The 23,981-nt window shown below is 67.7% G+C and carries 22 protein-coding genes and 1 rRNA gene; 14 read left to right on the forward strand and 9 right to left on the reverse strand.

The features are described from left to right. Positions 1–101 precede the first annotated feature (101 nt). The 5 genes from rrf (at position 102) to ALI144C_RS01490 (ending at position 5,974) form a co-directional block, all read left to right on the forward strand. Positions 102–218, forward strand: a 5S ribosomal RNA gene (rrf, locus tag ALI144C_RS01470). Positions 219–834: 616 nt separating this feature from the next. Beyond that, complete coding sequence (locus ALI144C_RS01475; protein ID WP_076985167.1) at positions 835–1,581, forward strand: type 1 glutamine amidotransferase; 747 nt, start codon at positions 835–837, stop codon at positions 1,579–1,581. 129 nt (positions 1,582–1,710) lie between these two features. After that, on the forward strand, positions 1,711–2,847 hold the full coding sequence (locus ALI144C_RS01480; RefSeq protein ID WP_076985168.1) for an inorganic phosphate transporter: 1,137 nt from the start codon (positions 1,711–1,713) through the stop codon (positions 2,845–2,847). Further along, complete coding sequence (locus tag ALI144C_RS01485; protein ID WP_076985169.1) at positions 2,847–3,032, forward strand: hypothetical protein; 186 nt, start codon at positions 2,847–2,849, stop codon at positions 3,030–3,032. Before ALI144C_RS01480 ends, ALI144C_RS01485 begins: the two co-directional genes overlap by 1 nt. A gap of 11 nt (positions 3,033–3,043) precedes the next feature. Next, complete coding sequence (locus tag ALI144C_RS01490) at positions 3,044–5,974, forward strand: bifunctional [glutamine synthetase] adenylyltransferase/[glutamine synthetase]-adenylyl-L-tyrosine phosphorylase (RefSeq protein WP_076985170.1); 2,931 nt, start codon at positions 3,044–3,046, stop codon at positions 5,972–5,974. A 73-nt stretch (positions 5,975–6,047) separates the two neighbouring features. Here ALI144C_RS01490 and ALI144C_RS01495 read toward each other — a convergent pair whose 3' ends face one another. Then, the gene (locus ALI144C_RS01495; RefSeq protein WP_076985171.1) at positions 6,048–6,473 is read right to left on the reverse strand and encodes a MarR family winged helix-turn-helix transcriptional regulator; all 426 of its coding nucleotides are present in this window, start codon (positions 6,471–6,473) and stop codon (positions 6,048–6,050) included. A gap of 52 nt (positions 6,474–6,525) precedes the next feature. Here ALI144C_RS01495 and ALI144C_RS01500 point away from each other — a divergent pair, with 52 nt between their 5' ends. Together ALI144C_RS01500 and ALI144C_RS01505 are read left to right on the forward strand one after the other, a co-directional pair. After that, positions 6,526–6,888 (forward strand): hypothetical protein, encoded by a 363-nt coding sequence (locus tag ALI144C_RS01500; RefSeq protein ID WP_076985172.1) that lies wholly within the window; start codon positions 6,526–6,528, stop codon positions 6,886–6,888. A 62-nt stretch (positions 6,889–6,950) separates the two neighbouring features. After that, positions 6,951–7,163: a hypothetical protein gene (locus tag ALI144C_RS01505; protein ID WP_076985173.1), complete on the forward strand. Its 213-nt coding sequence runs from the start codon at positions 6,951–6,953 to the stop codon at positions 7,161–7,163. A gap of 62 nt (positions 7,164–7,225) precedes the next feature. On the opposite strand, the gene glnA is transcribed toward ALI144C_RS01505, so the two are convergent. After that, on the reverse strand, positions 7,226–8,650 hold the full coding sequence (gene glnA / locus ALI144C_RS01510; RefSeq protein ID WP_054288855.1) for a type I glutamate--ammonia ligase: 1,425 nt from the start codon (positions 8,648–8,650) through the stop codon (positions 7,226–7,228). 178 nt (positions 8,651–8,828) lie between these two features. Between glnA and ALI144C_RS01515 the strand changes: the two genes are divergently transcribed. Together ALI144C_RS01515 and ALI144C_RS01520 are read left to right on the forward strand one after the other, a co-directional pair. Beyond that, on the forward strand, positions 8,829–9,302 hold the full coding sequence (locus tag ALI144C_RS01515) for an RDD family protein (RefSeq protein ID WP_076985214.1): 474 nt from the start codon (positions 8,829–8,831) through the stop codon (positions 9,300–9,302). Further along, positions 9,299–11,293: a sensor histidine kinase gene (locus ALI144C_RS01520; protein ID WP_076985174.1), complete on the forward strand. Its 1,995-nt coding sequence runs from the start codon at positions 9,299–9,301 to the stop codon at positions 11,291–11,293. Before ALI144C_RS01515 ends, ALI144C_RS01520 begins: the two co-directional genes overlap by 4 nt. Here ALI144C_RS01520 and ALI144C_RS01525 read toward each other — a convergent pair. Further along, positions 11,290–12,018, reverse strand: coding sequence for a DUF4191 domain-containing protein (locus ALI144C_RS01525; RefSeq protein WP_076985215.1), 729 nt, complete (start codon positions 12,016–12,018; stop codon positions 11,290–11,292). The genes ALI144C_RS01520 and ALI144C_RS01525 overlap by 4 nt on opposite strands. Before the next feature lie 280 nt (positions 12,019–12,298). Between ALI144C_RS01525 and ALI144C_RS01530 the strand changes: the two genes are divergently transcribed. Beyond that, on the forward strand, positions 12,299–14,398 hold the full coding sequence (locus ALI144C_RS01530) for an ATP-dependent DNA helicase UvrD2 (protein ID WP_076985175.1): 2,100 nt from the start codon (positions 12,299–12,301) through the stop codon (positions 14,396–14,398). Here ALI144C_RS01530 and ALI144C_RS01535 read toward each other — a convergent pair whose 3' ends face one another. Further along, positions 14,399–14,794, reverse strand: a complete 396-nt coding sequence (locus tag ALI144C_RS01535; protein WP_076985176.1) for a contact-dependent growth inhibition system immunity protein — start codon at positions 14,792–14,794, stop codon at positions 14,399–14,401. Positions 14,795–15,471: 677 nt separating this feature from the next. On the opposite strand from ALI144C_RS01535, the gene ALI144C_RS01545 reads away from it, so the two are divergent. The 3 genes from ALI144C_RS01545 to ALI144C_RS01550 all read left to right on the forward strand — a co-directional run bounded on the left by ALI144C_RS01545 (position 15,472) and on the right by ALI144C_RS01550 (position 16,974). Continuing rightward, a complete protein-coding gene (locus tag ALI144C_RS01545) occupies positions 15,472–15,771 on the forward strand; it encodes a WhiB family transcriptional regulator (RefSeq protein ID WP_193441141.1) in 300 nt (99 codons plus the stop codon). 44 nt (positions 15,772–15,815) lie between these two features. Further along, positions 15,816–15,974 carry a hypothetical protein gene (locus tag ALI144C_RS55185; protein WP_168211140.1) on the forward strand — a complete coding sequence of 53 codons (159 nt, stop codon included), beginning with the start codon at positions 15,816–15,818 and terminating at the stop codon, positions 15,972–15,974. A 112-nt stretch (positions 15,975–16,086) separates the two neighbouring features. Continuing rightward, complete coding sequence (locus ALI144C_RS01550) at positions 16,087–16,974, forward strand: class I SAM-dependent methyltransferase (protein WP_076985178.1); 888 nt, start codon at positions 16,087–16,089, stop codon at positions 16,972–16,974. Between the two features lie 1,068 nt (positions 16,975–18,042). Here ALI144C_RS01550 and ALI144C_RS01560 read toward each other — a convergent pair. From ALI144C_RS01560 to ALI144C_RS01575, 4 genes are all read right to left on the reverse strand, one after another. Continuing rightward, complete coding sequence (locus tag ALI144C_RS01560) at positions 18,043–18,393, reverse strand: YciI family protein (protein ID WP_076985180.1); 351 nt, start codon at positions 18,391–18,393, stop codon at positions 18,043–18,045. A gap of 191 nt (positions 18,394–18,584) precedes the next feature. Next, complete coding sequence (locus ALI144C_RS01565) at positions 18,585–19,481, reverse strand: hypothetical protein (RefSeq protein WP_076985181.1); 897 nt, start codon at positions 19,479–19,481, stop codon at positions 18,585–18,587. Positions 19,482–19,584: 103 nt separating this feature from the next. Then, positions 19,585–20,886 carry an ABC1 kinase family protein gene (locus ALI144C_RS01570; protein ID WP_083752618.1) on the reverse strand — a complete coding sequence of 434 codons (1,302 nt, stop codon included), beginning with the start codon at positions 20,884–20,886 and terminating at the stop codon, positions 19,585–19,587. A 50-nt stretch (positions 20,887–20,936) separates the two neighbouring features. Further along, positions 20,937–21,920, reverse strand: coding sequence for a ThiF family adenylyltransferase (locus ALI144C_RS01575; RefSeq protein ID WP_237773908.1), 984 nt, complete (start codon positions 21,918–21,920; stop codon positions 20,937–20,939). Between the two features lie 140 nt (positions 21,921–22,060). On the opposite strand from ALI144C_RS01575, the gene ALI144C_RS01580 reads away from it, so the two are divergent. Next, on the forward strand, positions 22,061–22,591 hold the full coding sequence (locus ALI144C_RS01580; RefSeq protein WP_076985184.1) for a M48 metallopeptidase family protein: 531 nt from the start codon (positions 22,061–22,063) through the stop codon (positions 22,589–22,591). A 52-nt stretch (positions 22,592–22,643) separates the two neighbouring features. Here ALI144C_RS01580 and ALI144C_RS01585 read toward each other — a convergent pair whose 3' ends face one another. Next, complete coding sequence (locus ALI144C_RS01585; RefSeq protein WP_076985185.1) at positions 22,644–23,963, reverse strand: zinc-dependent metalloprotease; 1,320 nt, start codon at positions 23,961–23,963, stop codon at positions 22,644–22,646. Between the last annotated feature and the right edge of the window lie 18 nt (positions 23,964–23,981).

Raw genomic sequence — 23,981 nt, forward strand, 5'->3', positions numbered from 1 at the left:
GACTTGCTCACAAAGATGTTACGCATCCACTGTACGGTTTCTGAGATACCAGACCGGACGCTCCTGTGGTTTCGGGGTGTGGTCTGTTAATTTCATAGGTTTGCGGTGGTTATAGCGAAGAGGAAACGCCCGGTCCCATTCCGAACCCGGAAGCTAAGCTCTTCAGCGCCGATGGTACTGCACTGGGTACGGTGTGGGAGAGTAGGACACTGCCGCAATTCGTTTGGGGAGGCCTGTGTTCGCGGAAAGCGCGAACCAGGCCTTCTCTCATTGGTGTCTTCTGGGGGCCGAGCCCCCAGACCCCCACGGTGCGTGTTCCTTCCGATCCAGCGCTGGGCACGACACGCTGGAACCAACACGACTCCGACGTTAGTGCGGCCGTCGAAAGCGTTAACTTCCTGAAGGGCCCCGATGGGGCCCTTTTGCATTTGACCAGTTCGCAACCCAAGCAAAGCCGCGCGCAGCGCAGAGGTGGGCTTCGGGGGTGTCTCCTGCCCGTCGGCCTGGGCGAAGCCAACCACGGGCTGTCAAGAGGTCGGCCTGCCCAAAGAGCCCCAGCGACAGCCATACCGATCCTCTTGATAGTCCGTGGTTCCCTGGGGCAGGTCGACGGGCAGGAGGCGCCCGCGCCCTGAAACCCCGGAACAAGAAAAGCATGCGCGAGGACAAACACCCCGCGAAGACCTCCTGCCCAGAGGTCTGCTCCCGGCGAGGGCCCTTCTTTTCACCCGGGGACACCGCGGCATGACCGTCACAGTGCTCCGAGGCTCGCAAGTGTCGAAACGAACAGGGGCCTCAGCGAACGAGGCGAACAGAGGTTCTAACGTTGAAGGCATGACACGCCTGCTCGTGATCCAGCCCGACGACTCCGACCCGGCCGCCAACCTCGGGGACTGGCTGACCGCGGCCGGTGCCGACCTGCACCTGGTGCGGCCTTTCGACGAGCCGCTGCCCGCGCTCGACGGCTACCAGGGCGTGGTCTGCCTCGGCGGCGAGATGGGTGCGCTGGACGACGTGAAACACCCGTGGCTCAAGGACGTGCGGCAGCTGCTGGCGTCCGCGACCGGCAACCGCGTGCCCGTGCTCGGTGTGTGCCTCGGCGGCCAGTTGCTGGCGGTCGCGACGGGTGGCCGTGTCGTCGTCGGCGAAGCCGGGCCCGAGGTCGGGCCGTCGCTGGTGGCCAAGCGGGACGCGGCGTGGACAGATCCCCTTTTCGGTGAATCCCCGCTGATGCTGGACGTGATGCAGTTCCACCTCGACGCGATCGACCGGCTGCCACCGGGAGCGGAACTCATGGCGTCGTCGGGCAAGTACCCGAACCAGGCCTTCCGGCTCAACGGTTGCGCGTACGGCCTGCAGTTCCACATCGAGACGACCACCGACATGGTGCTCAAGTGGGCACAGATGGGGCCGGAAGCGGCCGGTACCGCGCGGCCCGGTGCGCTGGAGCGGGAGAACCTCGACGCCGTGCACGCGGACATCGCCGAGACCTGGGAGCCAATCGCTGTCAAATTCGTGCGACTTGCCTCCGGGGAGCTGCCGCTCGCCGACCGAGCTCGCAACACGCTTCCGCTGGTGTGAAGCGACAACATGCCCGGTTTGGGGTAATTCCCGGGCGTGTCACCCGTTCTCGCAGGTCCCGTCGTTGCGTTCACCCTCTGGTTAGGTAGCGTTCACGCGCAAGTGACCTTCAAAACCGGAGGGGCATGCGTGGATCCCACGCTTCTCGTCGTTGTGGTCGTGGCCACCGCCCTGGCTTTCGACTTCACCAACGGCTTCCATGACACGGCCAACGCGATGGCCACCTCGATCGCGACCGGTGCTCTGCGACCCAGAACCGCCGTCGCCTTGTCCGCCGTTCTCAACCTCGTCGGGTCGTTCCTGTCCGTGGAGGTCGCCAAGACCATCTCGGGTGGCATCGTCGACGACGCCAAGATCACCCCCGCGGTCATCTTCGGCGGCCTGATCGGCGCGATCATCTGGAACCTGATCACCTGGTACGTCGGGCTGCCGTCCAGTTCCTCGCATGCCCTGTTCGGCGGCCTGATCGGGGCGACGTGGGTGGCGAGCGGGATCGACGCCGTGCACTTCGCCAAGGTCGTCGAGAAGGTCCTGGTGCCCGCGGTGGCGGCGCCGGTCGTCGCCGGGCTCGTCGCCGCCGGAGCGACCTACCTGACCTACCGCCTGACCAGGGGCGGTGACGCCAAGACCGTCGCGCGCGGCTACAAAGCCGGACAGGTGGTGTCGGCGTCGTTGGTCTCGTTGGCACACGGCACCAACGACGCACAGAAGACCATGGGCATCATCACCCTGACGTTGATCGCCTCCGGGTCGCTCGCCGCCGGATCCGGGCCGCCCGTGTGGGTGATCATCAGCGCGGGTGTGGCGATCGCGCTCGGGACGTACCTCGGCGGCTGGCGGATCACGCACACGCTCGGCAAGAAGCTGACCACCATCGAACCGCCGCAGGGCTTCGCCGCCCAGACCAGCTCGGCCGTGGTGATCCTCGCTTCGTCACACGTCGGCTTCGCGCTCTCGACAACCCACGTGTGCTCCGGCGGCGTGATGGGCTCCGGGCTTGGCCGTGCGCCGGGCGGTGTGCGTTGGGGCGTGTTCGGGCGTATGGCGCTCGCGTGGCTCGTCACGTTGCCCGCCGCGGGAGCCGTGGGTGCCATAGCGGGCATGGTGGCGCAGAAGGGCACGGTTGGTGTTGTCGCTGTGGCTGCGGTCGGAGTCCTGGTGTCGGTAGGGATCTGGCTCGCGTCGCGGCGGCGCCCGGTCCGGCCGGAGCACGTGGTCGACGAGATCGCGCCGCAGGCCGAGCCGCACGAGATCAAGGCGGCCTGATGACCATCAACTGGGCAGCTTTCGGCAGCGTCTTCCTGGTCAGTGTGCTCGCGACGCTGTTGGTCACCGTGCTGTTCGCGGTCGGTGTCGTGGCGAAGGGCCGGGGCAAGCTGGTAGTGGCCTACGGAAGTTTCGCCGTGTGCGGAGCGGTGACCTTGCTCGGGATCGCGGTCATTCTGGCGTAGTTTCTACGGTGATGGCTGATCGCGCGCGTACCGTCACGTCCCCCGCCCGCTTCGGGCTCACGGACGACCGTGCCGACGCTGCGTTGAGAGCGGTCGGGTGGTGGGGCGACGGCGGTCCTGTACCGGGTGCGGAACGCATGCTGGCCGCGTTGTCCCGCAGTCCCGATCCGAACCTCGCGCTGCGTGGGATCGACCGGATGCGGGAATCCGGTCCGTGGACCGAGCTCGATGCCGCACTGCGCGACGACGTGCGCCTGCGCGGCAAACTGATCGCCGTGCTCGGCGCTTCGACCGCCCTCGCGGATTTCCTCGTCGCGAATCCCGACAGCTGGCGAACGCTGAGCACCGGCGTCCGGCCCGATCTGATCGCGGTCGTCGACGGCGTGACGGGGCCGGACGCGGTCAAAGCGCTGCGGGCGGCCTACCGCGAACAGTTGCTGCTGATCGCGGCGGACGACCTCGGGCACCTCGTCGAACCGGAACTGGCTGCGCCCGCCTACGACGACGTGGCCGCGCGTCTGACCACGCTCGCCGAAGAGGCGCTGCGGGCGTCGCTTGTGGTCGCGCAAACCGAGCAGGGCCCGAACGACGCGCGGCTCGCGGTCATCGCCATGGGCAAGTGCGGGGGCCACGAGCTCAACTACGTCAGCGACGTCGACGTGGTGTTCGTCGGCGAAGACGACCTGGACGTGGCGACCCGGCTGGCCAGCCGGATGATGACGGTCGCGGGCGCGGCCTGCTTCGAGGTGGACGCGGCGCTGCGACCGGAAGGCAAGGCGGGCGCGTTGGTACGCACCCTGGAGGGGCATACCGCGTACTACCGCCGCTGGGCGCGGACATGGGAGTTCCAGGCGCTGCTCAAGGCCCGGCCGGTCGCGGGCGACGCCGAACTCGGCGCGGCCTATTTGGACGTTGTCCGGCCGATGGTGTGGACCGCGGCCGACCGCGACGGTTTCGTGGCCGACGTGCAGCAGATGCGGCGCCGTGTGGAGGAGCACGTGCCCGCGGAGCTCGTCGAGCGCGAGCTGAAACTCGGCCGCGGCGGGCTGCGTGACGTCGAGTTCGCCGTGCAGCTGCTGCAACTGGTGCACGGCCGCAGCGACGACACCTTGCGCCTCGGCTCCACCACCGCCGCGTTGGCCGCGTTGGGTGCGGGTGGTTATGTCGGCCGTGCGGACGCGGCGGGCCTAGGGGAGTCGTACCGGTTCCTGCGCACGTTGGAGCACCGTCTGCAGCTGCAGAAGCTGCGGCGCACGCACCTGTTTCCTGACGAGAACGACATTTTCGACCTGCGCTGGCTCGCACGCGCCGCGGGAGTGCGGCCCGACCGCGGCCGCGCCGTGGAGCAGGTGCTGCTGTCCGAGTTCAGACGGCACGCCAACCGTGTGCGCCGGCTGCACGAGAAACTGTTCTATCGGCCGCTGCTGGAGGCGGTCGCCAACGTACCGACCGAGACGTTGCGGCTGACCGCGACCGAGGCCGCTGCCCGGCTCGGTGCGCTCGGCTACGCCAGCCCGGAAGGTGCGCTGAACCACATTTCGGCGCTGACCAGCGGTGTCTCCCGACGCGCGGCGATCCAGGGCGCGCTGTTGCCCGTACTGCTTGACCTGCTCGCACACACGCCGGACCCCGACGGCGGGCTGCTGTCGTACCGCAAGATGTCCGAGGCGCTTGCCACGACGCCCTGGTACCTGCGGTTGCTGCGTGACGAAGGCGCGGTTGTCGAGCGGATCGCCCTACTGCTGGGCACGTCCAAGCTCGTGCCGGAGATGGTCACGCGAGCACCGGAAGTCCTGCGTCTGCTCGCGGACACGAACGAGCTCGCTGGCCGTGACCCCGGAGAAGTGGCGCAGTCGCTGCGCACAGCCGTTGCACGACACCGTGACCTACGCGGTGCGGTCACTGCCGCTAGGTCACTGCGTCGCCACGAAATCGCGCGAGTCGCGTGCGCCGACCTGCTCGGACTGATGGAGACACCGGCCGTGTGCGCGGCGCTGTCGAGCGTGTGGGTCGCTGTGTTGCAGTCCGCGCTCGCCGCCGCCGAGCGGGAGAAGGCCGTGGAGCACGGCGGTTGGCCCAAGGCGAAGATCGCGATCATCGGCATGGGCAGGCTCGGCGGCGCCGAACTGGGCTACAACTCGGACGCCGACGTCATGTTCGTGTGCGAGGCCGTCGAAGGAGTCCGAGACGACGACGCGGTGAAGTTCGCGTCGTCGGTCGTGGAGTCGATGCGCCGTGCTCTCGGTGCGCCGAGCCAGGACCCGCCGTTGGAAGTCGATGTCGGCTTGCGACCCCAAGGCAGACAAGGTGCGCTCGTGCGCACGTTGAACTCGTACGTCGCGTACTACCGCCAGTGGAGCGAAGTCTGGGAAGCACAGGCGTTGCTGCGGGCGACGTTCGTCGCGGGAGATGAGGACCTGGGTACGCGTTTCCTCGACACTGTCAACGAATTCCGTTACCCCCGTAAAGGTTTGGACGCCACGAGCGTGCGGGAGATCCGCCGGATCAAGGCGCGCGTGGACAATGAACGGCTGCCGCGCGGTGCGGACCCGACCACGCACACCAAGCTGGGCCGCGGTGGGCTCGCCGACATCGAATGGACTGTGCAGTTGTTGCAACTGCAGCACGCGCACGAGGTGCCGTCGCTGCGGACAACGGCGACGCTCGAAGGCCTTGTCGCCGCTGAACAAGCGGAGCTGATCACGTCCGACGACGCGGCGGAACTGCGTGCCGCGTGGCTGCTGGCGACCAGCGTCCGCAACGCCGCGACCCTCGTCCGCGGCAAGCAGACCGACCAGGTGCCGACGTCCGGACGTGAGTTGTTCGCTGTGGCAAGCGCTTTGGGATACCCGAGCGACGCCGACCCTGGCGAGTTCCTCGACGCCTACCGGCGTACGACGCGCCGTGCCCGCGCTGTGGTCGAACGGATCTTCTACGACTAGTCGCGTGTAAGGCTCGCCGGTCGGCCCTCGTGCTGCGCGCGTCGGTGAGGGTGGCCGACCGGCGGGAGCCGGTTCACCACTCGGCCAAGATGGCGCGGTAGCGGGGCAGGATCTCGGCGACCCGCCGCAGATCGGCCTCGGGGTACTCGGCGAACAGTTCGACCATCGACTGGTACATGCCGTCGAAGAGCGCGAATGCCTGCTCGGTGCCCTCGGGCTGGACGGTGAGAAGCACCCGGCGCCGATCGGCGGGATCGACTTCCCTTGTCACGTAACGATTCTTCTCCAGCCGGGCAGCCATGGCGCTGATCGCGGCATTGGTGAGCCCGAGCTCGGAGGCGACCTCCCCTGGGCTCATCGGACCCCGCCGGTGGAGCAGGGTGAGGCAGATCAGGTCGGTCTGGTTGATGCCGAGCCGCGAAGCCGCGGCGTTGCCAACCCGATCCAAGGCCATGGACAGCTCGAACAACTCCCCGGCCAACTGGCGCGCCAACTCCATGAAAATACTCAAATCATTTGACTATTAGACGGTTTGAAGAAACCCTAACAGCATGCTGCCGATAGCCATCGCGCTGTCCTGGGTGGGGTTCGTCCTGCACAACGTGGCGGACCTGCCAGGCCAGACACTGCTGAGCCCGGAAATCCTCTACCCGACGCTGGCCTACCTCATGGTGATCGCGTCGATGCTGTGGACAAGCTGGCCGCTGTTCGGCTGGGCGGTGCTTCAAGGTGTGGGCGGCGGAATCATCAGCGTCCTGCCGTTGCCCTTCCTGCCCTTCGACCCAGCGCAGACGCTGCACCACTACTCGTTCCACGTGATCTACACGCTCACGCAGATCCCGCTGATGGTCCTGAGCTACCGAGCTGCCGTTCGACCCAGTCGAGGTACGCGGGAAGCTTCCGATCCACGCTGAACGGATCGAGGTCGGTTTCGCGAAGCTGTCGGGCAAGCTCCGGGTACTCCTGGAATGTGGCCATGACGATAGCGCCGGACCGCGTCGGCTTCTGGCGTTGGCTGATCAGAGGACCGCGCGTGCTGTGGTTCGTCGTCGGTGTGGCCGCAGCGGTGACCCTGCAGTACACCTGGGTCGGCCCGTCGGCGCCTGTAGTCCGGACGATCGCGCTGTCCGCTGTGCTTGTCCTGATCTTCCTCGTTATCACCTACCGCCATTGGCGCCAGACACGATGAAGGCCGGGTGATCGAGGAAGAACCTCGATCACCCGGCCTGGTGCCCTACGGCGTACTGCCGATCAGACGTCGTAGTAAAGGGCGAACTCGTACGGGTGCGGACGCAGGCGCAGCGGGTCGATCTCGTGCTCGCGCTTGAAGGCGATCCACGTCTCGATCACGTCCGGTGTGAAGACGCCACCCTCCAGCAGGAACTCGTGGTCGGCCTCGAGCGTGTCCAGCACGGTGCCCAGGTCGGCGGGGACCTGCTTGACGTTCTTGGCCTCCTCCGGCGGGAGCTCGTAGAGGTCCTTGTCGATCGGGGCGGGCGGCTCGATCTTGTTCTTGATCCCGTCGAGTCCGGCCATCAGCATCGCGCTGAACGCCAGGTACGGGTTGCCGGACGAGTCCGGGCAGCGGAACTCGATGCGCTTGGCCTTCGGGTTGTTGCCCGTGATCGGGATACGCACACAGGCCGAGCGGTTGCGCTGCGAGTACACCAGCGACACCGGGGCCTCGTAGCCCGGCACGAGCCGGTGGTACGAGTTCACCGTCGGGTTCGTGAACGCCAGCAGCGACGGCGCGTGGTGCAGGATTCCACCGATGTAGTGGCGTGCCGAGTCCGAGAGGCCCGCGTAGCCGGACTCGTCGTGGAACAGCGGCTCGCCGTCCTTCCACAGCGACTGGTGGGCGTGCATGCCCGACCCGTTGTCGCCGTACAGCGGCTTCGGCATGAAGGTCGCGGTCTTGCCCGCCGCCCATGCCGTGTTCTTCACGATGTACTTGAACAGCTGCAGGTCGTCCGCGGCGTGCAGCAGGGTGTTGAACTTGTAGTTGATCTCCGCCTGTCCTGCCGTGCCCACCTCGTGGTGACCGCGCTCGACCGTGAAGCCCGCGTCCGCCAGGTTCAGGGAGATCTGGTCACGCAGGTCGGCGAAGTGGTCGACCGGCGGCACCGGGAAGTAGCCGCCCTTGAACTTCGTCTTGTACCCGCGGTTGCCGCCTTCCTCGTCGGCTCCCGTGTTCCACCAGCCCTCGACCGAGTCGATCTCGTGGAAGGAGCCGTTCTCGGCGTTGTCGAAGCGCACCGAGTCGAAGATGTAGAACTCCGCCTCCGGGCCGAAGTACGCCGTGTCGGCGATGCCCGACTCGTTGATGTACTGCTCCGCCTTGCGCGCGATGTTGCGCGGGTCGCGGCTGTACGGCTCCTTGGTGAACGGGTCGTGCACGAAGAAGTTCAGGATCAGCGTCTTGTTGATCCGGAACGGGTCGAGCCTGGCCGTGTAGGGGTCCGGGAGCAGCAGCATGTCCGACTCGTGGATCGACTGGAAACCACGAACCGACGACCCGTCGAAGGCCAGGCCGTCCTCGAACGCGGAAGCGTCGAAGGACTCGGCGGGCACCGTGAAGTGCTGCATGATGCCGGGCAGATCGCAGAACCGGACATCGACGAACCGGACCTGTTCGTCCTTGATGAAGCGCAAGACCTCGTCGGGGCTGTTGAACACGCTCGTAGGCTCCTTACTCAGTGCTTGGCGCCGACGGGCGCCCCACTTCCGTCGTGAAGCTATGAGTGTGGTGTTGCCCGACCGTCACCCATGTGTTTCGCCGATGTTAACGAGCACCTCGATGTCGCAAATGTCGACCGTTGGACGCCGCCGCGTGACGGCGTTCTACTCTGGTGGGGTGACAAGGTGGACCGGATCGTGGTTGTCCGGGCCCCGCGCCGCGCTCGAGCCCGGCGCGGACGCCGGCGACCGTCCCGAACAGAGTTACCCCGGTGAGCGCCTGGAGCTGCCCAAGGAAGGGCCCGGCTCGATCGCGGGCACGGGTGTCCGCGCGCTCGCGCTGCTCATCGACGCCGTCCTGGCCGGCCTGGTCGCCGGTCTGTTCACGGCGCCTGAGCTGCCCCGCAACTGGAGCCTGCTGGCCTGGTTCGTCATCACGGTCGTCGCCGTGTCCTTCTTCGGGTTCACCCCCGGCATGAAGGTGCTCGGCATCCGCGTGGCGAGGCTCGGCGAGAAACCGATGGTCGGGCCGCTGCGCGCGGTGCCGAGGACGTTGCTCGTCGCGTTGATCATCCCCGCCGTGATCTGGGACGCAGACCGCAGGGGACTGCACGACAAGCTCTTCGGCACGGTGGTCGTGCGCACCCGTTGACCGGCAGGCTGGTCGCCGCGGGCCTGGGCGTCCTCGGACTGGTCACCGGAGTGGCGGCGGCCGTCGTCACGGAGGCGATCCAGGCGTGGAGCTACTCCGGTTATGCCGCCATGCCGCTCGACGTGGAGATAGCGATCTTCTACGCCGCCATGGGCATCCTGGTGACTTGGCGCAAACCGGGCAATCTGGTCGGCTGGGCACTGGTCGCGATCGCCGCGTGGGACGGTGTGATGGCGTTGCTGACCGCGTTGGTCGGCGCGTTCGACTCGCCGGACGACCCGGTCGTCCGGGTCATCATGCCGATCCAGCACGCGATGTGGGCGCCGCCGATCTGGGCGATCGCCACCCTGCTGCCGTTGATCTACCCCGACGGGCGGCTGCCGAGCAGGCGCTGGTGGTGGGCCGTCGGGTTCGCGGTGGTCGGGATCGTCGCGTACGTGGTCGGCGTGACGTTGGCCGAGGGTGTGCACGGCAGCAAGTACACAGTGCCCAACAACGCCGCTGTCCCCGAGTTGCAGGGGTTCGCGCACGCCTTGGCCGAGACGGGCGAATGGATCCTGATCGTCGCGTCGGTGATCGCACTGCTCGGCTTGGCGATCAGGTGGCGTCACGCGACAGGCGTGCAGGCGCGCCGCCTCTCGTTGATGCTGTGGGTCCTGCTTTTCGCCGGGACGCAGGCGGTTGTGCGCGAGTTCGTGCCGATGCCGCAGGTCGTGCACCACATCCTCGAAGTGCTCGCGGCGGCGCTCGTACCGATGGCGGTCGCCGTCGCGGTGACGCGGGACCGGCTGTACGACTTGGACCTGGCGGTGCGCCGGGCGATCGCGAACCTGGTCGTCGCGGTCAGCCTGCTCGCGTTCTACCTCGGTTTCTTCGCCGTGTGGTCGTTCATCACGCCGGTGGACAGCGTGTTCGAAGCCGGGATCATGGGCGCGGCGGTGTTCCCGTTCGCCCTGCTGGTGACGCGATGGGTCCGGCAGGTGGCGTGGGGACGACGGGTCGACATCGTCGAAGCCGTGACCGCGTTGGGACAGCGGATGCGCGACAGGATCGAAGTGTCCGCGGTGCCCGCAGCGGTGTGTGAGGAGATCGTCAACTCGCTCCACCTGCGCCTCGCCCGGCTCGAACTGGACACCGTCGACGGCGTGCGGACCCTGGCCGAGGTCCGGAAATCCGTCGACGACGAAGCCGAACCGGTGACGTTCGACCTGTGGCACCGGGGCACGGTCGTCGGTCGATTGCTCGTCCTGCCGCGTGCGGGACGGACACACCTGGACGAGACCCTCGCTCAGGCGCTCGCGTCGCTGGCCGACCAGGTGGCGCCGGTCGTGGCCGCGCTCCGGTTGGACGAAGAACTGCTACGCAGCCGGGAACAGCTGGTCACGGCACGCGAGGAGGAACGGCTGCGGCTGTTGCGTGACCTGCATGACGACGTGGGACCGACCCTCGCGGGAATCCGCCTGCAGCTCGACGCGGTCCGGGCGAAACTGCCGGACGACGCACCGGCGATCGAACTGATGGACCGCGCCGTGACCGCGATCCACGACGCGCTGGGCATCGTGCGCCGGGTCGCTTACCGGTTGAGGCCGCCTGAGCTGGAAACGCTCGGGCTGGTCGGAGCGCTTCAAGAGCTGGCGGTCTTCCTGTCCGGACCGACGTTGAAGGTCGAGACCCGGCTGCCGGACGACGTGTCCGCGTTGTCGCCGACCATCGAGGTCGCCGCGTACCGGATCGTCGCCGAAGCGCTGACGAACGTGGTCAAGCACGCCCGCGCGACCTCGGCATCGATCAGCCTGACGATCAACGGCGACGCGGTGACGGTGGAGATCGAGGACGACGGGGTCGGGCTGCCGGACGAAGCCGACGGCCGCGGGATGGGACTGAGGTTCATGGCCCAGCGCGCGCAGGAGATAGCTGGCGAGTTCTCCTGCCGCGCCACAGGCCGCGGAACGACAGTCCGCGCTGTCCTTCCGTTACGAAATCGTGCCTAACGACGGCGGATGGTGCGCTGCACGTTGCGCATCTTCGCGCCCTGCGGCATCGGGCCCTTGGGCAGCGCGGCGCCCCGGCTGGCCAGCGCGGACAGTCGCTTCTCGATCGCGTCGACCTGCTTGGGGTTGAGGTTGCGGGGCAGCTTCATCAGCCGCGACTGCAGCTTGCCCAGCGGGACCTGACCCTCTTCGTTGCCGATGATCAAGTCGTAGATCGGCGTGTCACCGACGAGCCGCGAGATGCGCTTCTTCTCCTGCGCGAGCAGCGTCTTGACCCGGTGCGGCGCGCCCTCGGCAACCAGCACGACCCCAGGACGACCGAGGACGCGGTGCACGGCGTCCAACTGGGTCGTCGCGGCGACGGTCGGCGTGACACGCCAGCCACGCTTGAGGTTGTCCAACGCCCACGCACCCGCGCCCGGCTGCCCGTCGGCCTTGGCGAACACGTTCTTCTGCACCCGGCGGCCGAACACGATCACAGCGCCGAGAACACCGAACATGATGCCGACCGGCAGCGCCAGCCAGTGGATGTCGAACAGCATGCCGAGCAGGAAGACCACCGCGGTGATCACCAGGAAGACACCGAGCATCCACGGGATCAGCAGCTTGTCTTCCTTGCGCTGCATCTTGAAGGCCTGCCAGATCTGACTCCGCTTCGCCTTCGACTCAGCCTTGCGCGCGGCCTTGGCCGCCTTGAGGGCTTCCTTGTCCTGCTTACCAGCCATGAAGACCAGGATACGGGCCGGGCGAAACCACTCGAACGGACCGCTCCACCAGCCACACGCACCGAACCGAAAGCCGAAGCTGGTCACGCGCAGGAAACAGAGCCCGCACAGTCCCCCACCCGACCCGGGGGGCGTCCCTGCTCCAGTCTACCGGTGATAAGGCCTGGTCAAAGACCTACTGGTCGGTTGTGGACAACTGGATTTGACGATGGTCCATTCGCACCGACACGCCAGCGGATCGCGTTGACGGTGGCGTGGAGGCCTCTGTCAGGATGCAAGCATGGTCGGCGAAGCAGAAAAGAACCTCTTGGAGGGCTTGGATCCGGACCAGCGTGCGGCAGTGCAGGCCCCGCGTGGTCCGGTCTGCGTGCTCGCCGGCGCGGGGACCGGCAAGACCAGGACGATCACCCATCGGATCGCCTACCTCGTGCACACCGGGCACGTTGCCGCTGGGCAGGTTCTTGCGGTGACGTTCACCAACCGGGCGGCGGGGGAGATGCGCACCCGGCTGCGTGCGCTGGGTATCCCCGCTGCCCAGGCTCGGACGTTTCACAGTGCCGCCTTGCGGCAGCTGCGGTATTTCTGGCCGCGGGTCGTGGGGGACGCGCCGTGGGATCTGATCGAGGGCAAGCTCCGCCTCGTCGGCCAGGCGGCGCACAAGGTCGGCGCGCCGACCGAGATCGAGGTCCTGCGGGACCTCGCCAGTGAGATCGAGTGGGCGAAGGCGTCGCTTGTCTCGCCGGACGACTACCCGGATGCCGTCAGCCGCCGTCACCGCACGCCACCGGTCCCGGCCGACCAGGTGGTGAAGGTCTACCAGGGCTACGAGCGGCTCAAGAACCAGGCGAAACTCCTCGACTTCGACGACCTGCTGCTGCACACCGCCGCGGTGTTGGAGGACCATGCCCAGGTCGCCGAGGAGTTCCGGGAGCGCTACCGCTGTTTCGTCGTCGACGAATACCAGGACGTCACGCCCCTGCAGCAACGCGTGCTCAGTGGTTGGCTCGGCCAGCGCGACGATCTGACGGTCGTCGGCGACGCGAACCAGACCATCTACTCGTTCGCGGGCGCCTCGCCGAGGCCGTTGCTGGAGTTCACGCGGCGCTTCCCCGACGCGAGCGTGGTCCGGCTGGAACGCGACTACCGCTCGACCCCGCAGGTGGTCACGCTCGCCAACCAGGTCATCTCCGCGGCGCGGGACCGTCCCGCCGGTTCGCGGCTCAAGCTGATCGGCCAGCGTGCCGCGGGACCGGTGCCGCAGTTCCACGAATACGACGACGAGCCCGCCGAGGCGAACGCGGTCGTCAAGCGGATCAAGGACCTCGTCGACGCCGGGACGCCGCTGAGCGAGATCGCCGTCCTCTACCGGGTCAACGCCCAGTCCGAGGCCTACGAGCAGGCGCTGACCGAGGCCGGGATCCCGTACCTGGTGCGCGGCGGTGAGCGGTTCTTCGAGCGCCAGGAGGTCAGGCAGGCCATGTCGGTGCTGCGGATGGCCAGCGCCGATGCTCCCGACGGTGAGCTTCCGGAATTGGTACGTCGTTCGCTGGAGCGCGTCGGGCTGACAGCCGAACCACCATCCGGCGGGTCGGCGCGGGAGCGGTGGGAATCGCTGTTGGCCATCGTCGAGTTGGCCGAGGAGTTGACGGCCACTCTCGAAGGAGCGGACCTGCCGAGGTTCGTCGCCGAGTTGGAGACGCGTGCGGCCGCGCAGCACCCGCCGACTGTCGAAGGCGTCACCCTCGCCTCGCTGCACGCGTCCAAAGGGCTGGAGTGGGACGCGGTTTTCCTGATCGGGCTGGTCGACGGGACGCTGCCGATCCAGTTCGCGGACGGCGACGAGTCCGCGGTCGAGGAAGAACGCCGACTGCTCTATGTCGGCGTGACGCGTGCACGTGAACACCTGTGGCTGTCTTGGTCGTTGTCCCGCTCGCCGGGTGGACGGCGGCACCGGCGTCGCTGCCGTTTCCTCTACGGCCTGATCCCCGACGACCACCCCACCGCCCGGGTCGCGCGGAGCAACAACAACCACAACCACAGCCACAACAAAGGTCCCGCGCCGAAGCTGTCGTGCCGCGTTTGCGGCCGCTCGCTTGTCGGCACGGTCGCGACCAAGCTCGGCCGGTGCACCGACTGCCCGTCGGACGTGGACGAGGAACTGCTCAGCAGGCTCCGCGACTGGCGGATGACCCGAGCCAAGGAGCTCAAGGTGCCCGCGTTCGTCGTGTTCACCGACGCGACGTTGATGGCGATCGCCGAGCAGCGCCCCACCAACACGGCCGGCCTGGTGTCGATCTCCGGGATCGGCGCGGCCAAGCTCGACCGGTTCGGCGGTGACGTGCTCGCACTCGTCAACGAGGGCCCGGCCCCCGCGGGGTGATCAGCCGAACTTCTCGATGGCGTCCGTGACCGTCTGGTCGGGCGCGTCGGGATCGGTCCCCGACCGCACGCGTTCGACCACGCGCTTGATGGCGGAGTGCTGATCGGGGTTCGCCTGCCAATGGGACTGCGGCAGTCCCAGCACGGCGACCAGGAGGTCGCCGGGGTAGTAGGAGGAGTCGACCAGGGGCTCGTTCTCGAGCAGGTCCAGCGCGCGCGGTGTCAGGACGGCGACGCCTTCCTGCTGGCCGAGCAGTACCCGGATATCGCCGGGTTCCAAGGAACCGATCGGTCGTTGCCGCAGGCTGTACACCGTCCTCATCAGACTGGTCGCGTCCTCGGGCGTGGGGCCCCACCGTGCGCCGTCGAGCTGTTCGAGCGAGAGATTTTCGTTGATGGCGCTGCTCCTCTGTGGTTACGTTGTCGCCGCGATGGACGACCTGTGACCGGTCGGCGACCGTAAACGCCCTGGTTGGCGGCTTATGTCGCCCAATCGGGCGGTACTGTGACCGGCGTCACGGGATTCTGTCAAAAACCTGTTGCGGGGACCCCTGTACCACCAATAACCTGCAGTAGCCGGGCCGAGAAGGTCCGAAGTTTTCGAAGTCTCCGGCGGAGACGACGGTCGAGAAGGGGGGCGAGTCCACGGTGAAGAACTACGCAGTCATCTGTGACGCTCCCGGCCTCCCGTTGTCCAAGGGTTCGCTGACGCACGCCGAGTGGCCTGCGAATGAGCGGCTGTCCGCGGGCAGGATCCGTGGAGGCGCTCTGATCGCGCCCAAGCAGATGACGACCCAGGGGACCAGTGTGCGCACGGTCCAGACCGTCGATTTCCCATATCTTCCAGTCCGCGCTGAAGCGCAGGGCCTGACCTAGGTCAGGACCCCTCAGGCTCACGAAGGCCGCGGACCCGGAAACGGATCCGCGGCCTTCGTGTTTTTTGTTGTCCTACAAAGAAAAACAGCACCAACTCCACACATGAAACGACAGGAGCTCCACCACATGTCTCCGATCGCTGTCCCTCAAACCGAGGACAGATCACCTGACAACCCCATCGACCTGGCGGAGGCGGGAATGACCGGCCTGCTCGACGCTGCACCCTTGGCAGGGCTCGACCTGCCTTGCCGTTCAGCCATCAACCCTGACCTGTGGTTCGCGGAGGCACCTGCCGACCTCGAGCGGGCGAAGCAGCTCTGCGGAGCGTGCCCCGTCCGTGCCGAGTGCCTGGCCGGCGCGGTCGCACGGCACGAGCCGTGGGGTGTTTGGGGTGGCGAGATCTTCGAGCGCGGTGTCGTGATCGCGCGGAAGAGGCCCCGTGGCCGTCCTCGGAAGGACGCGACCATCGCGGCGAGCGCGCAGGGGGCAGCGGCATGACCCCGAAACCTGACTACACAGCCGTTCCCAAGGGAGCCAACACAATGTTGCTTTATGAAGATCTCGCGAGAGCACGAATGCGCGAGGCGGAACAGGCAGCGAGCACGCTGCGTCTGGTCCGCCGTCTGACCGCCGCGAAGCGGTGGAACCGGGTGTCGAACTGGGCGGCCAAGAGGGCCACCCGGATGGCATCCTCGCTGTAAAGCGAACCTGCAAGCGGGTGCCCGCCTCCGGCGGGTGCCCGCTTTCGCGCGTCCGAACGCTCCACACTGGACATTCCGCGCGATCATCAGCCCTTCTTGGTTAAGTGGAGGCATGGGCGAGCACACGCACGACGACTTCGACTGGACCGCGCGGCTGGCTGACCTGCGAAGTCGTGATGCCATCGCCGCCGAGGCGTACCGCGGTACGGCGGCGCGGCTGGTCGGCACGGTGAAGCCGGGCGCGACTGTCGTCGACATGGGTTCCGGCGCGGGAGGCATGGCCGCACACCTCGGCCTCGCCCTGCGCGCCCGCGGCGGCGGCAGAATCATCCTGGTCGACGCGGTCGGCGAACTCCTCGACGCGGCAAACGATCATGTCCGCACAGCGCTGGCCGGTCCAGGTGCGACGGTCACAGTGGACACTGTGCTCGGCGACGCGGCGAGCGACCAGCTCGGCGACCAGATCCCGCCCGCCGACCTGGTCTGGGCGTCGGCGGTGGTGCACCACCTGCGTGACCAGCAGGAAGGCGTCAACCGGTTGGCAGGCCTGCTCGCACCGGGCGGCTGGCTGGCGCTGGCCGAAGGCGGCCTGGGAACCCAGTGCCTGCCGTGGGACCTCGGCGTCGGCGAACCGGGCCTGGTCGACCGAATGACGGCGGCCGGAAAAGCGTGGTTCGCCAAGATGCGCGCGGACATCCCCGGCTCGGTGCGCCTGGCGGTCGGCTGGACACGCGCACTGAAAGACGCGGGCCTGACCGAAGTCACCTCCTTCAGCTACATGATCGACCATCCGGCCCCAGTGACCGACGAAATCCGGACAGCGGTGACGAAATGGCTGGAATATCTGGCGGAGGTAAGCATGGACCGCCTGGCGGAAGACGACCAGGCGGCGGTCAACCGCCTGCTCGACCCAGCCGACTCAGCCTTCGTCGGTGCCCGTGACGACCTCTTCTACCTGGCCTCGGCCACGGTCAACCTGGGCAAGGCAGCGCCGCTCTGACAGTCTGATGTGGACTAGTCCGGCCCCGGGTCGCCATTCCCGGCAACCGGCGCGCCATCCACGTCACCGACACCGACGACGGCCGAGCCGTCGTGCACCGCATGAGCGAGGCTGGCAGGGCCGGGGTGTTCCGGTGGGTGGGCATGTGTTCTATGTTCTGCGGGTGAGTGACGTGACGTGTTCTCGGTGTGGTACATCGAAGTCCTCTGCTGCTCCGGTTGAGGCGCTAGCTTGGGTATCCGAGCGTTCCGGTGGGCGTTTGACCTGGCTTTGTCCGGCTTGTGCGCGGACACACGTCAGGGATATCGAGGGCAAGTTGCCTGAGGAGTACTGGTGAGCCGCTGAGCCGCCCGCCTGACGAACCTCGACCAGCCCTGCGCTCGCTGGTCGACCCCGCGGGCCGGGAATCGCATCCTGGTCCGCAATGGACTGATCGATCCCCCGCGGGCGCAGCAACATCAACGGAAGTACAAGCGGTGACAGCGGGCCGAGCCGATGCACCTATGGCAGACACCGCAGCGTGCGCCGCTACGACGGGCAGTTCACCTGCCGCTACGTCAAGCCGCAACTGGTCGAGGCGTTGTTCGAGCGCTGACCCACCGACCACCACGGGAAGATCGAGCGTCTGCACCGGACGCTGCGGGGGCATCGATCACGTCGCCCCGTTCGAGTCGCTGGACACCGACCCAGACCTACAACCGCAACCGGCCGCACCAGGCACGACACCCCTTGTGTCAACCTCAAGGCCCCAGCGCAGGCCACGTGACAGCCAACCGCACCTCAGGGGAACGTGGCGCAAACCAGCCATCGGTACGCACCGAACTGAACGGTGCCAGCCGAAGGCGACCAAGCGTCGAAGTTTCGGAGAGGCGGAACTGTCATGACCATCCCGGCCAGCCGGTTCCGGCCCCACGGACCCACCCGCCTGGACACCGGCGAGACCGCCACACCGACGCGGCGGACCACGGCGCCGCACCAGGCGAGGCAGCATCACCCGCACCGCTGGTAGTCGACGTGATCGAACCACCCACCTCCCAGGCCGTCGATCACGAAGTGCGGTCGCAACCACTAGCAGTGGCCCCAGTGCATCGGGCGGACTTCGATGGGCAGGCCGATGACCTCTGTGAGCTTGCGGCCCCAGGTCAGCGCCGCGTCCAGGTCTGGTGCCTGGATCACGGTGAAGCCGCCGATGTGTTCCTTGCCCTCGATGTAGGGACCGTCGGTGACGAGTACGTCGCCGTCCTTGTGGTGCACGACTGTTGCTGCTCCTGGTGGGTGTAGTCCGCCGGAGAAGACCCATGCGCCGGCTTGCCTGATCTCCTTGTTCAGCTCGTCGAGGTTTCGCATGATCGGGTCCAGGACCTCCGGTGGCGGGGGATCGCCGTCTGGCTGGTAGATGCTGAGCAGGTACTGCTGCATGGGTGTTCCTCCTTGGACCAGTTGTATGTCACCTATACGAACGCGTTCGTGCCGGATCGACACGCGTCCGTGGAGAATTTCAGGCTGTCGCTGCCGGTGGCCTGGCTGGCCGCCGGTGTACGCCAGGTATCCGGGCGGGCCGGGTGTCCTGAGTTGTCCATAGTGGAGTCTCAGGGATGAGGGGATGTTCGTCACCCGATGACGTGGACGGCTGGGCGCGGGCGGTTGGCCGCCTTGTAGTAGCCGCGGGCGAGGGCGAGGACGACACGGTCAGCATTCCCGCGTAGCTCTGCCACGTCGGTGCGCACGACCATGACACCTGCTCGGCTGAAAGCCTCATGTCGCCGACGGGTGAGGGTGTCGTATTGGTTGCCGAAATCCCAGGCCAGGCCCACCGTGTCCCACCATGCGTCGGCGACGCCCAATGGTTCGCCGCTGTTCGTGTGGAGTGGGACGTTCCATTCAGGGGCGGGAAGGGGCGCGTCACTGAGCAGGCGTTTGGCCCAGCTGTGTGGCACCGTGTTCGCCAATGGCGGCGGCAGTACTTCGTCGAGCATCGCGCGCAATGCGGCAGTTCCGCGTTGGGCACCCGCGTCGATCTCGGCGCGGACCTGGTCGATTGTGCACAACCCGGCCTCCATCGGCGCGTAAAGCACAGCTCGTTGTTCCCCCGGGTCACGCAGATTGCGGGCGGCGTCGACGGCCGCGCGATATGGCGGCGCGAAGCTGATGCCTCTGATGTTCCGGGCTCTGGGCATTCGGGACGTGCGCTCCACGCGTACGTAATCACGGGAGGACAATCTGCGGTTGCTGGGGATGAGCATGTGCAGGTCGTCCGCGTCGAATGCGTGCATGCCGTGGGCGCGCAACGATTCGATCCCGGTGATCTGCGCTTCCGGGCCGGCGTACAGAACCGCGGCTTTCAGTCGTTGTCGCCTGGTCGGCTGCCCGCTTTTCAACAGCAGCACTCCCGGCAGGAGTTGCTGCCACGGGCCATCGGGGCGGCATCGGACCGCCACCGAGTAGTTCGAGTGGCCCGCGGCCATCAGGGTGCTGCGTCGGACTACTGCTTCGGTGCTTGTCGGCATGGGTTCGATCTTGCGGAATTGGGCTTCACCGCGACAGGTGAGGGGATTTTCCTGTGGACAACTCCGTTTTGGCTATGGCTGGTTCGTTCTGGTTTTTCGCTGGTCAGGCCTTGAAACCTGGTTGCCAGCGTTCGACGATCTCGCGGGCTGGCAACTCCGCGTCGAGCTGGCAGAGGATCCCGGTCGAGCCGGCCAGCACCCGGTGGATCATCAGGTACTGCGGCGGCAGGTTCAGCGACCGGCCGGTGCGGAAGTCCTGGCCGCCGAGATCACCGACCCGCTCGGCCTGCGCCTGCATCCACTTCCTGGTGAACCGGAACCGCTCGGTCAGCAGCGGCTCCACGAACGGCGCCAGGTAGGCGTGCACGTGTTCGGCGGGCACCTGCGTGCCCGGACGCACGAAACCCTCGTCGCGGAGGGTCTGGAACAGGCTTTCCGAGTCGTCGGCCATGGCGAACCGCATCAGCTTCCCCAGCGGCGCGGGCAGGCCGTCCGGCAGCTTGGCCACGCCGCCGAAGTCGATCACGCACATCCGGCCGTCCTCGGCGATCATGAAGTTGCCCGGGTGCGGGTCCGCGTGCAGCATCCCGGCCCGCGCGGGCGCGGAGTAGTGGAACTCGGCCAGCAGGTACCCGGCCGCGTCCCGTTGCTCCCGCGTGCCCGCGCGGATGATCTTGGCGAGCGGTGTGCCGTCCGTCCATTCGCTGACCAGTACCTTCGGTGCGCTGGCGACCACCTTCGGGACGATGAAGTGCTTGTCGCCGTCGTACGCCGCGGCGACCGCGCGCTGGTTGGCGGCTTCCTGGCGGTAGTCCAGCTCCTCGGTCATCCGGTCGGTCAGCTCGGCGAGCAGGGGCTTGATCTCGGTCCCGGGCACCAAAGCCTGAAACAACCGGCTGAAGCGGGACAATTGCCTTAAATCGGACATCAACGCCTCGTCGGCGCCCGGATATTGGACTTTCACCGCGACCGGCCGTCCGTCGTGCCAAATGCCGCGATGCACCTGGCCGATGCTCGCCGACGCCGCGGGCGTGTCGTCGAATTCCGCGAATCTCGACTGCCACGACCGGCCCAGCTGCTCGGCGAGCATGCGATGGGTCGCCTTCGCGCTCATCGGCGGCGCGGCCGTCTGCAGCTTGGTGAGCGCCTCGCGGTAGGGCGCGGCCAGCTCGTCCGGTACGGCTGCCTCGAACACCGACAGCGCCTGGCCGAACTTCATGGCACCGCCCTTGAGCTGCCCCAACACCGAGAACAGCTGCTCGGCGGTCTTCGCCGACATCTGGGCGTTCACCTCGGCGGCGTCCTGGCCCGCGAGGCGTTTGCCCCAGCTGCCGACCACCCGGCCGGCGACCCCCAACGGGAGGCTGGCGAGCCGTGCCGTTCTGGCGACGGTCTTGCGCGGCATCTCGTTCACTAGGTGATTCTCCCCTGTAGAACGCCTCTGTCGCAGCCATTTCACAATCGAGCGCCACACCCGCAGTGCGCGTGTGGCGGCCAAGGCCGCTGTTCCAACTTGCCATGGAACGGGTCCAGTTCGATCGTGGTGTTCCAGACAGTTGGTCGTCCACCCCCTGCGGACAGCCATTCGAGCGCACGCATGGCTTGCTCCGCGCCGAGCGCGGCTGTCGCGTGCGCGCACATGAGATCGGCGTGCTGCCGCTGGCCGACCAGCTGTGCTGCCACCGACGGCCAGTCCTGGTCGAGATCCGCTCGATGCAGGTCCGCGCAGCCGAGGCAGCTGCTGCGCCCCGGCACGACGAACGGCCCGACGATCCCGGTGCCCTCACGAACCCGCACGCTCAGGTGTGGCGTCCCGTCAGCCAGCAGTCGCGCGACCAGTTCGGGAGCGGGAACGGCGGCGTCGGTCAGCACGACCAGATCCGGGCGTCCCGGTTGGACCTGCGGCAACAACGCCCGCGCCACGTCGGCGCGCGGCTTGCCGATGTCCTCGTCGCGGTATCCGCAGCCGGTGTCCTCGGGCTCGACGGCCCCGTCCGCGGTGAACCGCACCACACCGACACCGGCGGTGACGAGCAATTGCGCCATGGTGATGCCGACCCGGCCGGATCCGTGCACGAGCACCGACGAAGCGGACCGCTTCGCGGCCAACTGGCCCGGTCGTTTCCCCGTCCGCAACGACCACGTCGCCGCGTCCGCGGCCAGGCGTCCGGGGACTCCGGTACCGGTGACGTCCTCGACGAGGCCGAGCCCGTGCAGCTCCCGCAGCAGACTGGACAACGCGGGCCGGTCGTCCGGTGGCGCTTTGTCCAGCAGCTGTCTCGTTCTCGTCCGGCCGTCCAGATTCTGGATACTCTCCGCAACCGGTTTGGTTACTCCACCGATCACGACCCCGTGCCGGGGATCGAGGCCCAGCTGGATCTCGCCGTCGCCACGACGCAGGACCGGCAGGCCCGTGAGCACCTTGGGCCGACGTGGCAACGACCTTCCACCATGCGACATACCCTAAGGCTGACAAGGGATCCCGCGCGACACAAACGTTTGTCCACAGGGGGCTGTGGGTAGAAGGTCACCCTCATGGCAGGTCCCAAATTGTCGGTGGTTGGTCGTACCGTTGTCGCGTGGCCGAACCAGTCGTCGAAGTACGTCGCAGCAAGCGGCGTACTCGGACAGTCACCGCGTACCGGGAGGGCGATGCTCTGATCGTCCTGCTGCCTGCGCGGATGACCAAGAAAGAAGAAGTGCATTGGGTCGCTGAGATGCAACGTCGCCTGCTGCGCAGCGAGTCCCGCCGCCGCTCCCCGGCGCGGACGTCGGACAACGCGCTGCTCCTCAGGTGCGCGGAGCTCTCGACGCGACATCTGAACGGCGAAGCCGTACCGCTGAGTGTTCGTTGGGTGCCGCCGATGCGGACGCGTTGGGCATCCTGCACGCCCGTTGACCGGACGATCCGGATCAGCGAGCGACTGAGGGAGGTGCCGTCATGGGTCCTGGACTACGTGCTGGTGCACGAACTGGCGCATCTGCTCGTGCCGGGGCATGACAGTGAGTTCTGGGGTCTGGTGCAGCGTTATCCCAAGACGGAGCGGGCCATCGGGTATCTCGAGGGTCTCGCCGCCGCCGCGGGGTCGGGGCCGATGATCGAGGACTGACGCCCGGACGACCTGGAGGCCATCCCCGTCGCAGGGGTGGCCTCCAGCCGGGTCAGGACTCCTTGTCGTCGTCCGCGTCCTTCTCGCCGTCCTTGCGCCGGGTCCGCTCCAGCTCGGCGATGGGGTCCATGTCCGAGGTCGCGCCGACGCGGTCGGCGAAGTCGAGCGGCTCGTCCAGGTCGGCGGCTGTGGGCACCAGGTCCGGGTGCGCCCAGATGCCGTCCCGCTTCTCGATCCCGTGCTTGTCGCCGACCAGCCGCCACAGCGCGGCGGCCGCCCGGAGCTTGCGCGGACGCAGCTCGAGGCCCACCAGCGTGGCGAAGGTCTGCTCGGCCGGTCCGCCGGACGCACGCCGCCTGCGCAGCGTCTCGCGCAGCGCGTCGGCTCCGGGCAGCCGGTCGCCGACGGCGTCCGCGACCACCACGTCGACCCAGCCCTCGACCAGGGCGAGCAGGGTCTCCAGACGGGTGAGCGCGGCCTGCTGCTCCGGCGTGGTCTGGGGCTCGAGCACGCCGGACTGCATGGCCTGCTCGATCGACTGCGGGTTGGCCGGGTCGATCTGGGTCGCGAGCTGCTCCAGGGCAGAGGTGTCCACGGTGATGCCGCTGGCGAACTCCTCGACCGTGGCCAGCAGGCGCTGCCGCAGCCACGGGACGTGCGCGAACAGGCGCTGGTGTGCGGCTTCGCGCGCCGCGAGGAACACGAGGACCTCGCTGGCCGGCCGCTCGAGGCCCTCGCTGAACTTCGAGATGTTCGCCGGAAGCAGAGCACCGGTCGTCTCGGGGCCGAGCGGCAGGCCGATGTCGGTCGAGGTCAGCACCTCCGCGCCGAGCTGGGCCAGTGCGTTGCCCAGCTGCGAGCCGAACGCCATGCCACCCATCTGGCCGACCATCGACAACAGTGGTCCGGCCGCGTCCTTCGCCTCGGCGGGCAGCGCCTCGACCCAGGCGCCGGACATCCGCCGCGCCACCGGATCGCACAGCCGCTGCCAGGTCGGCAGGGTCTTCTCGACCCAGTCCTTCGCGGTCCACGACTTGGTGGACTGCGCACCCGCTGGCAGGATCGTCGCGGCATCCAGCCAGACCTCCGCGAGGCGGGCCGCGTCGGCCACCGCCTCCGGCGACTCGGCGCCTGCGGGTTCGGTCTCGGCGAGCCGCTGCATGGCGATCTGTTTCGCCAGGTCGTAGTTAACCGGCCCGGCCGACGTGCCCGCCTGGCTGAGCATCTGCCCCAGCTGGCTGAGCATCTGCCCGAGCTGGCTGAACGCGTCGAACGGGTTCTCCTGCCCGCCGCCCGGCTGCTTGCCGGACGAATCCTTCTTGCCTTTGTCATCGGGCTCCGGCAGGTTGAAGCCGAAGGGGAGCTCGTTCATACCTCCACGGTACGCGGG

Source organism: Actinosynnema sp. ALI-1.44, from assembly GCF_001984155.1.
Taxonomy (GTDB): Bacteria; Actinomycetota; Actinomycetes; order Mycobacteriales; family Pseudonocardiaceae; genus Kibdelosporangium.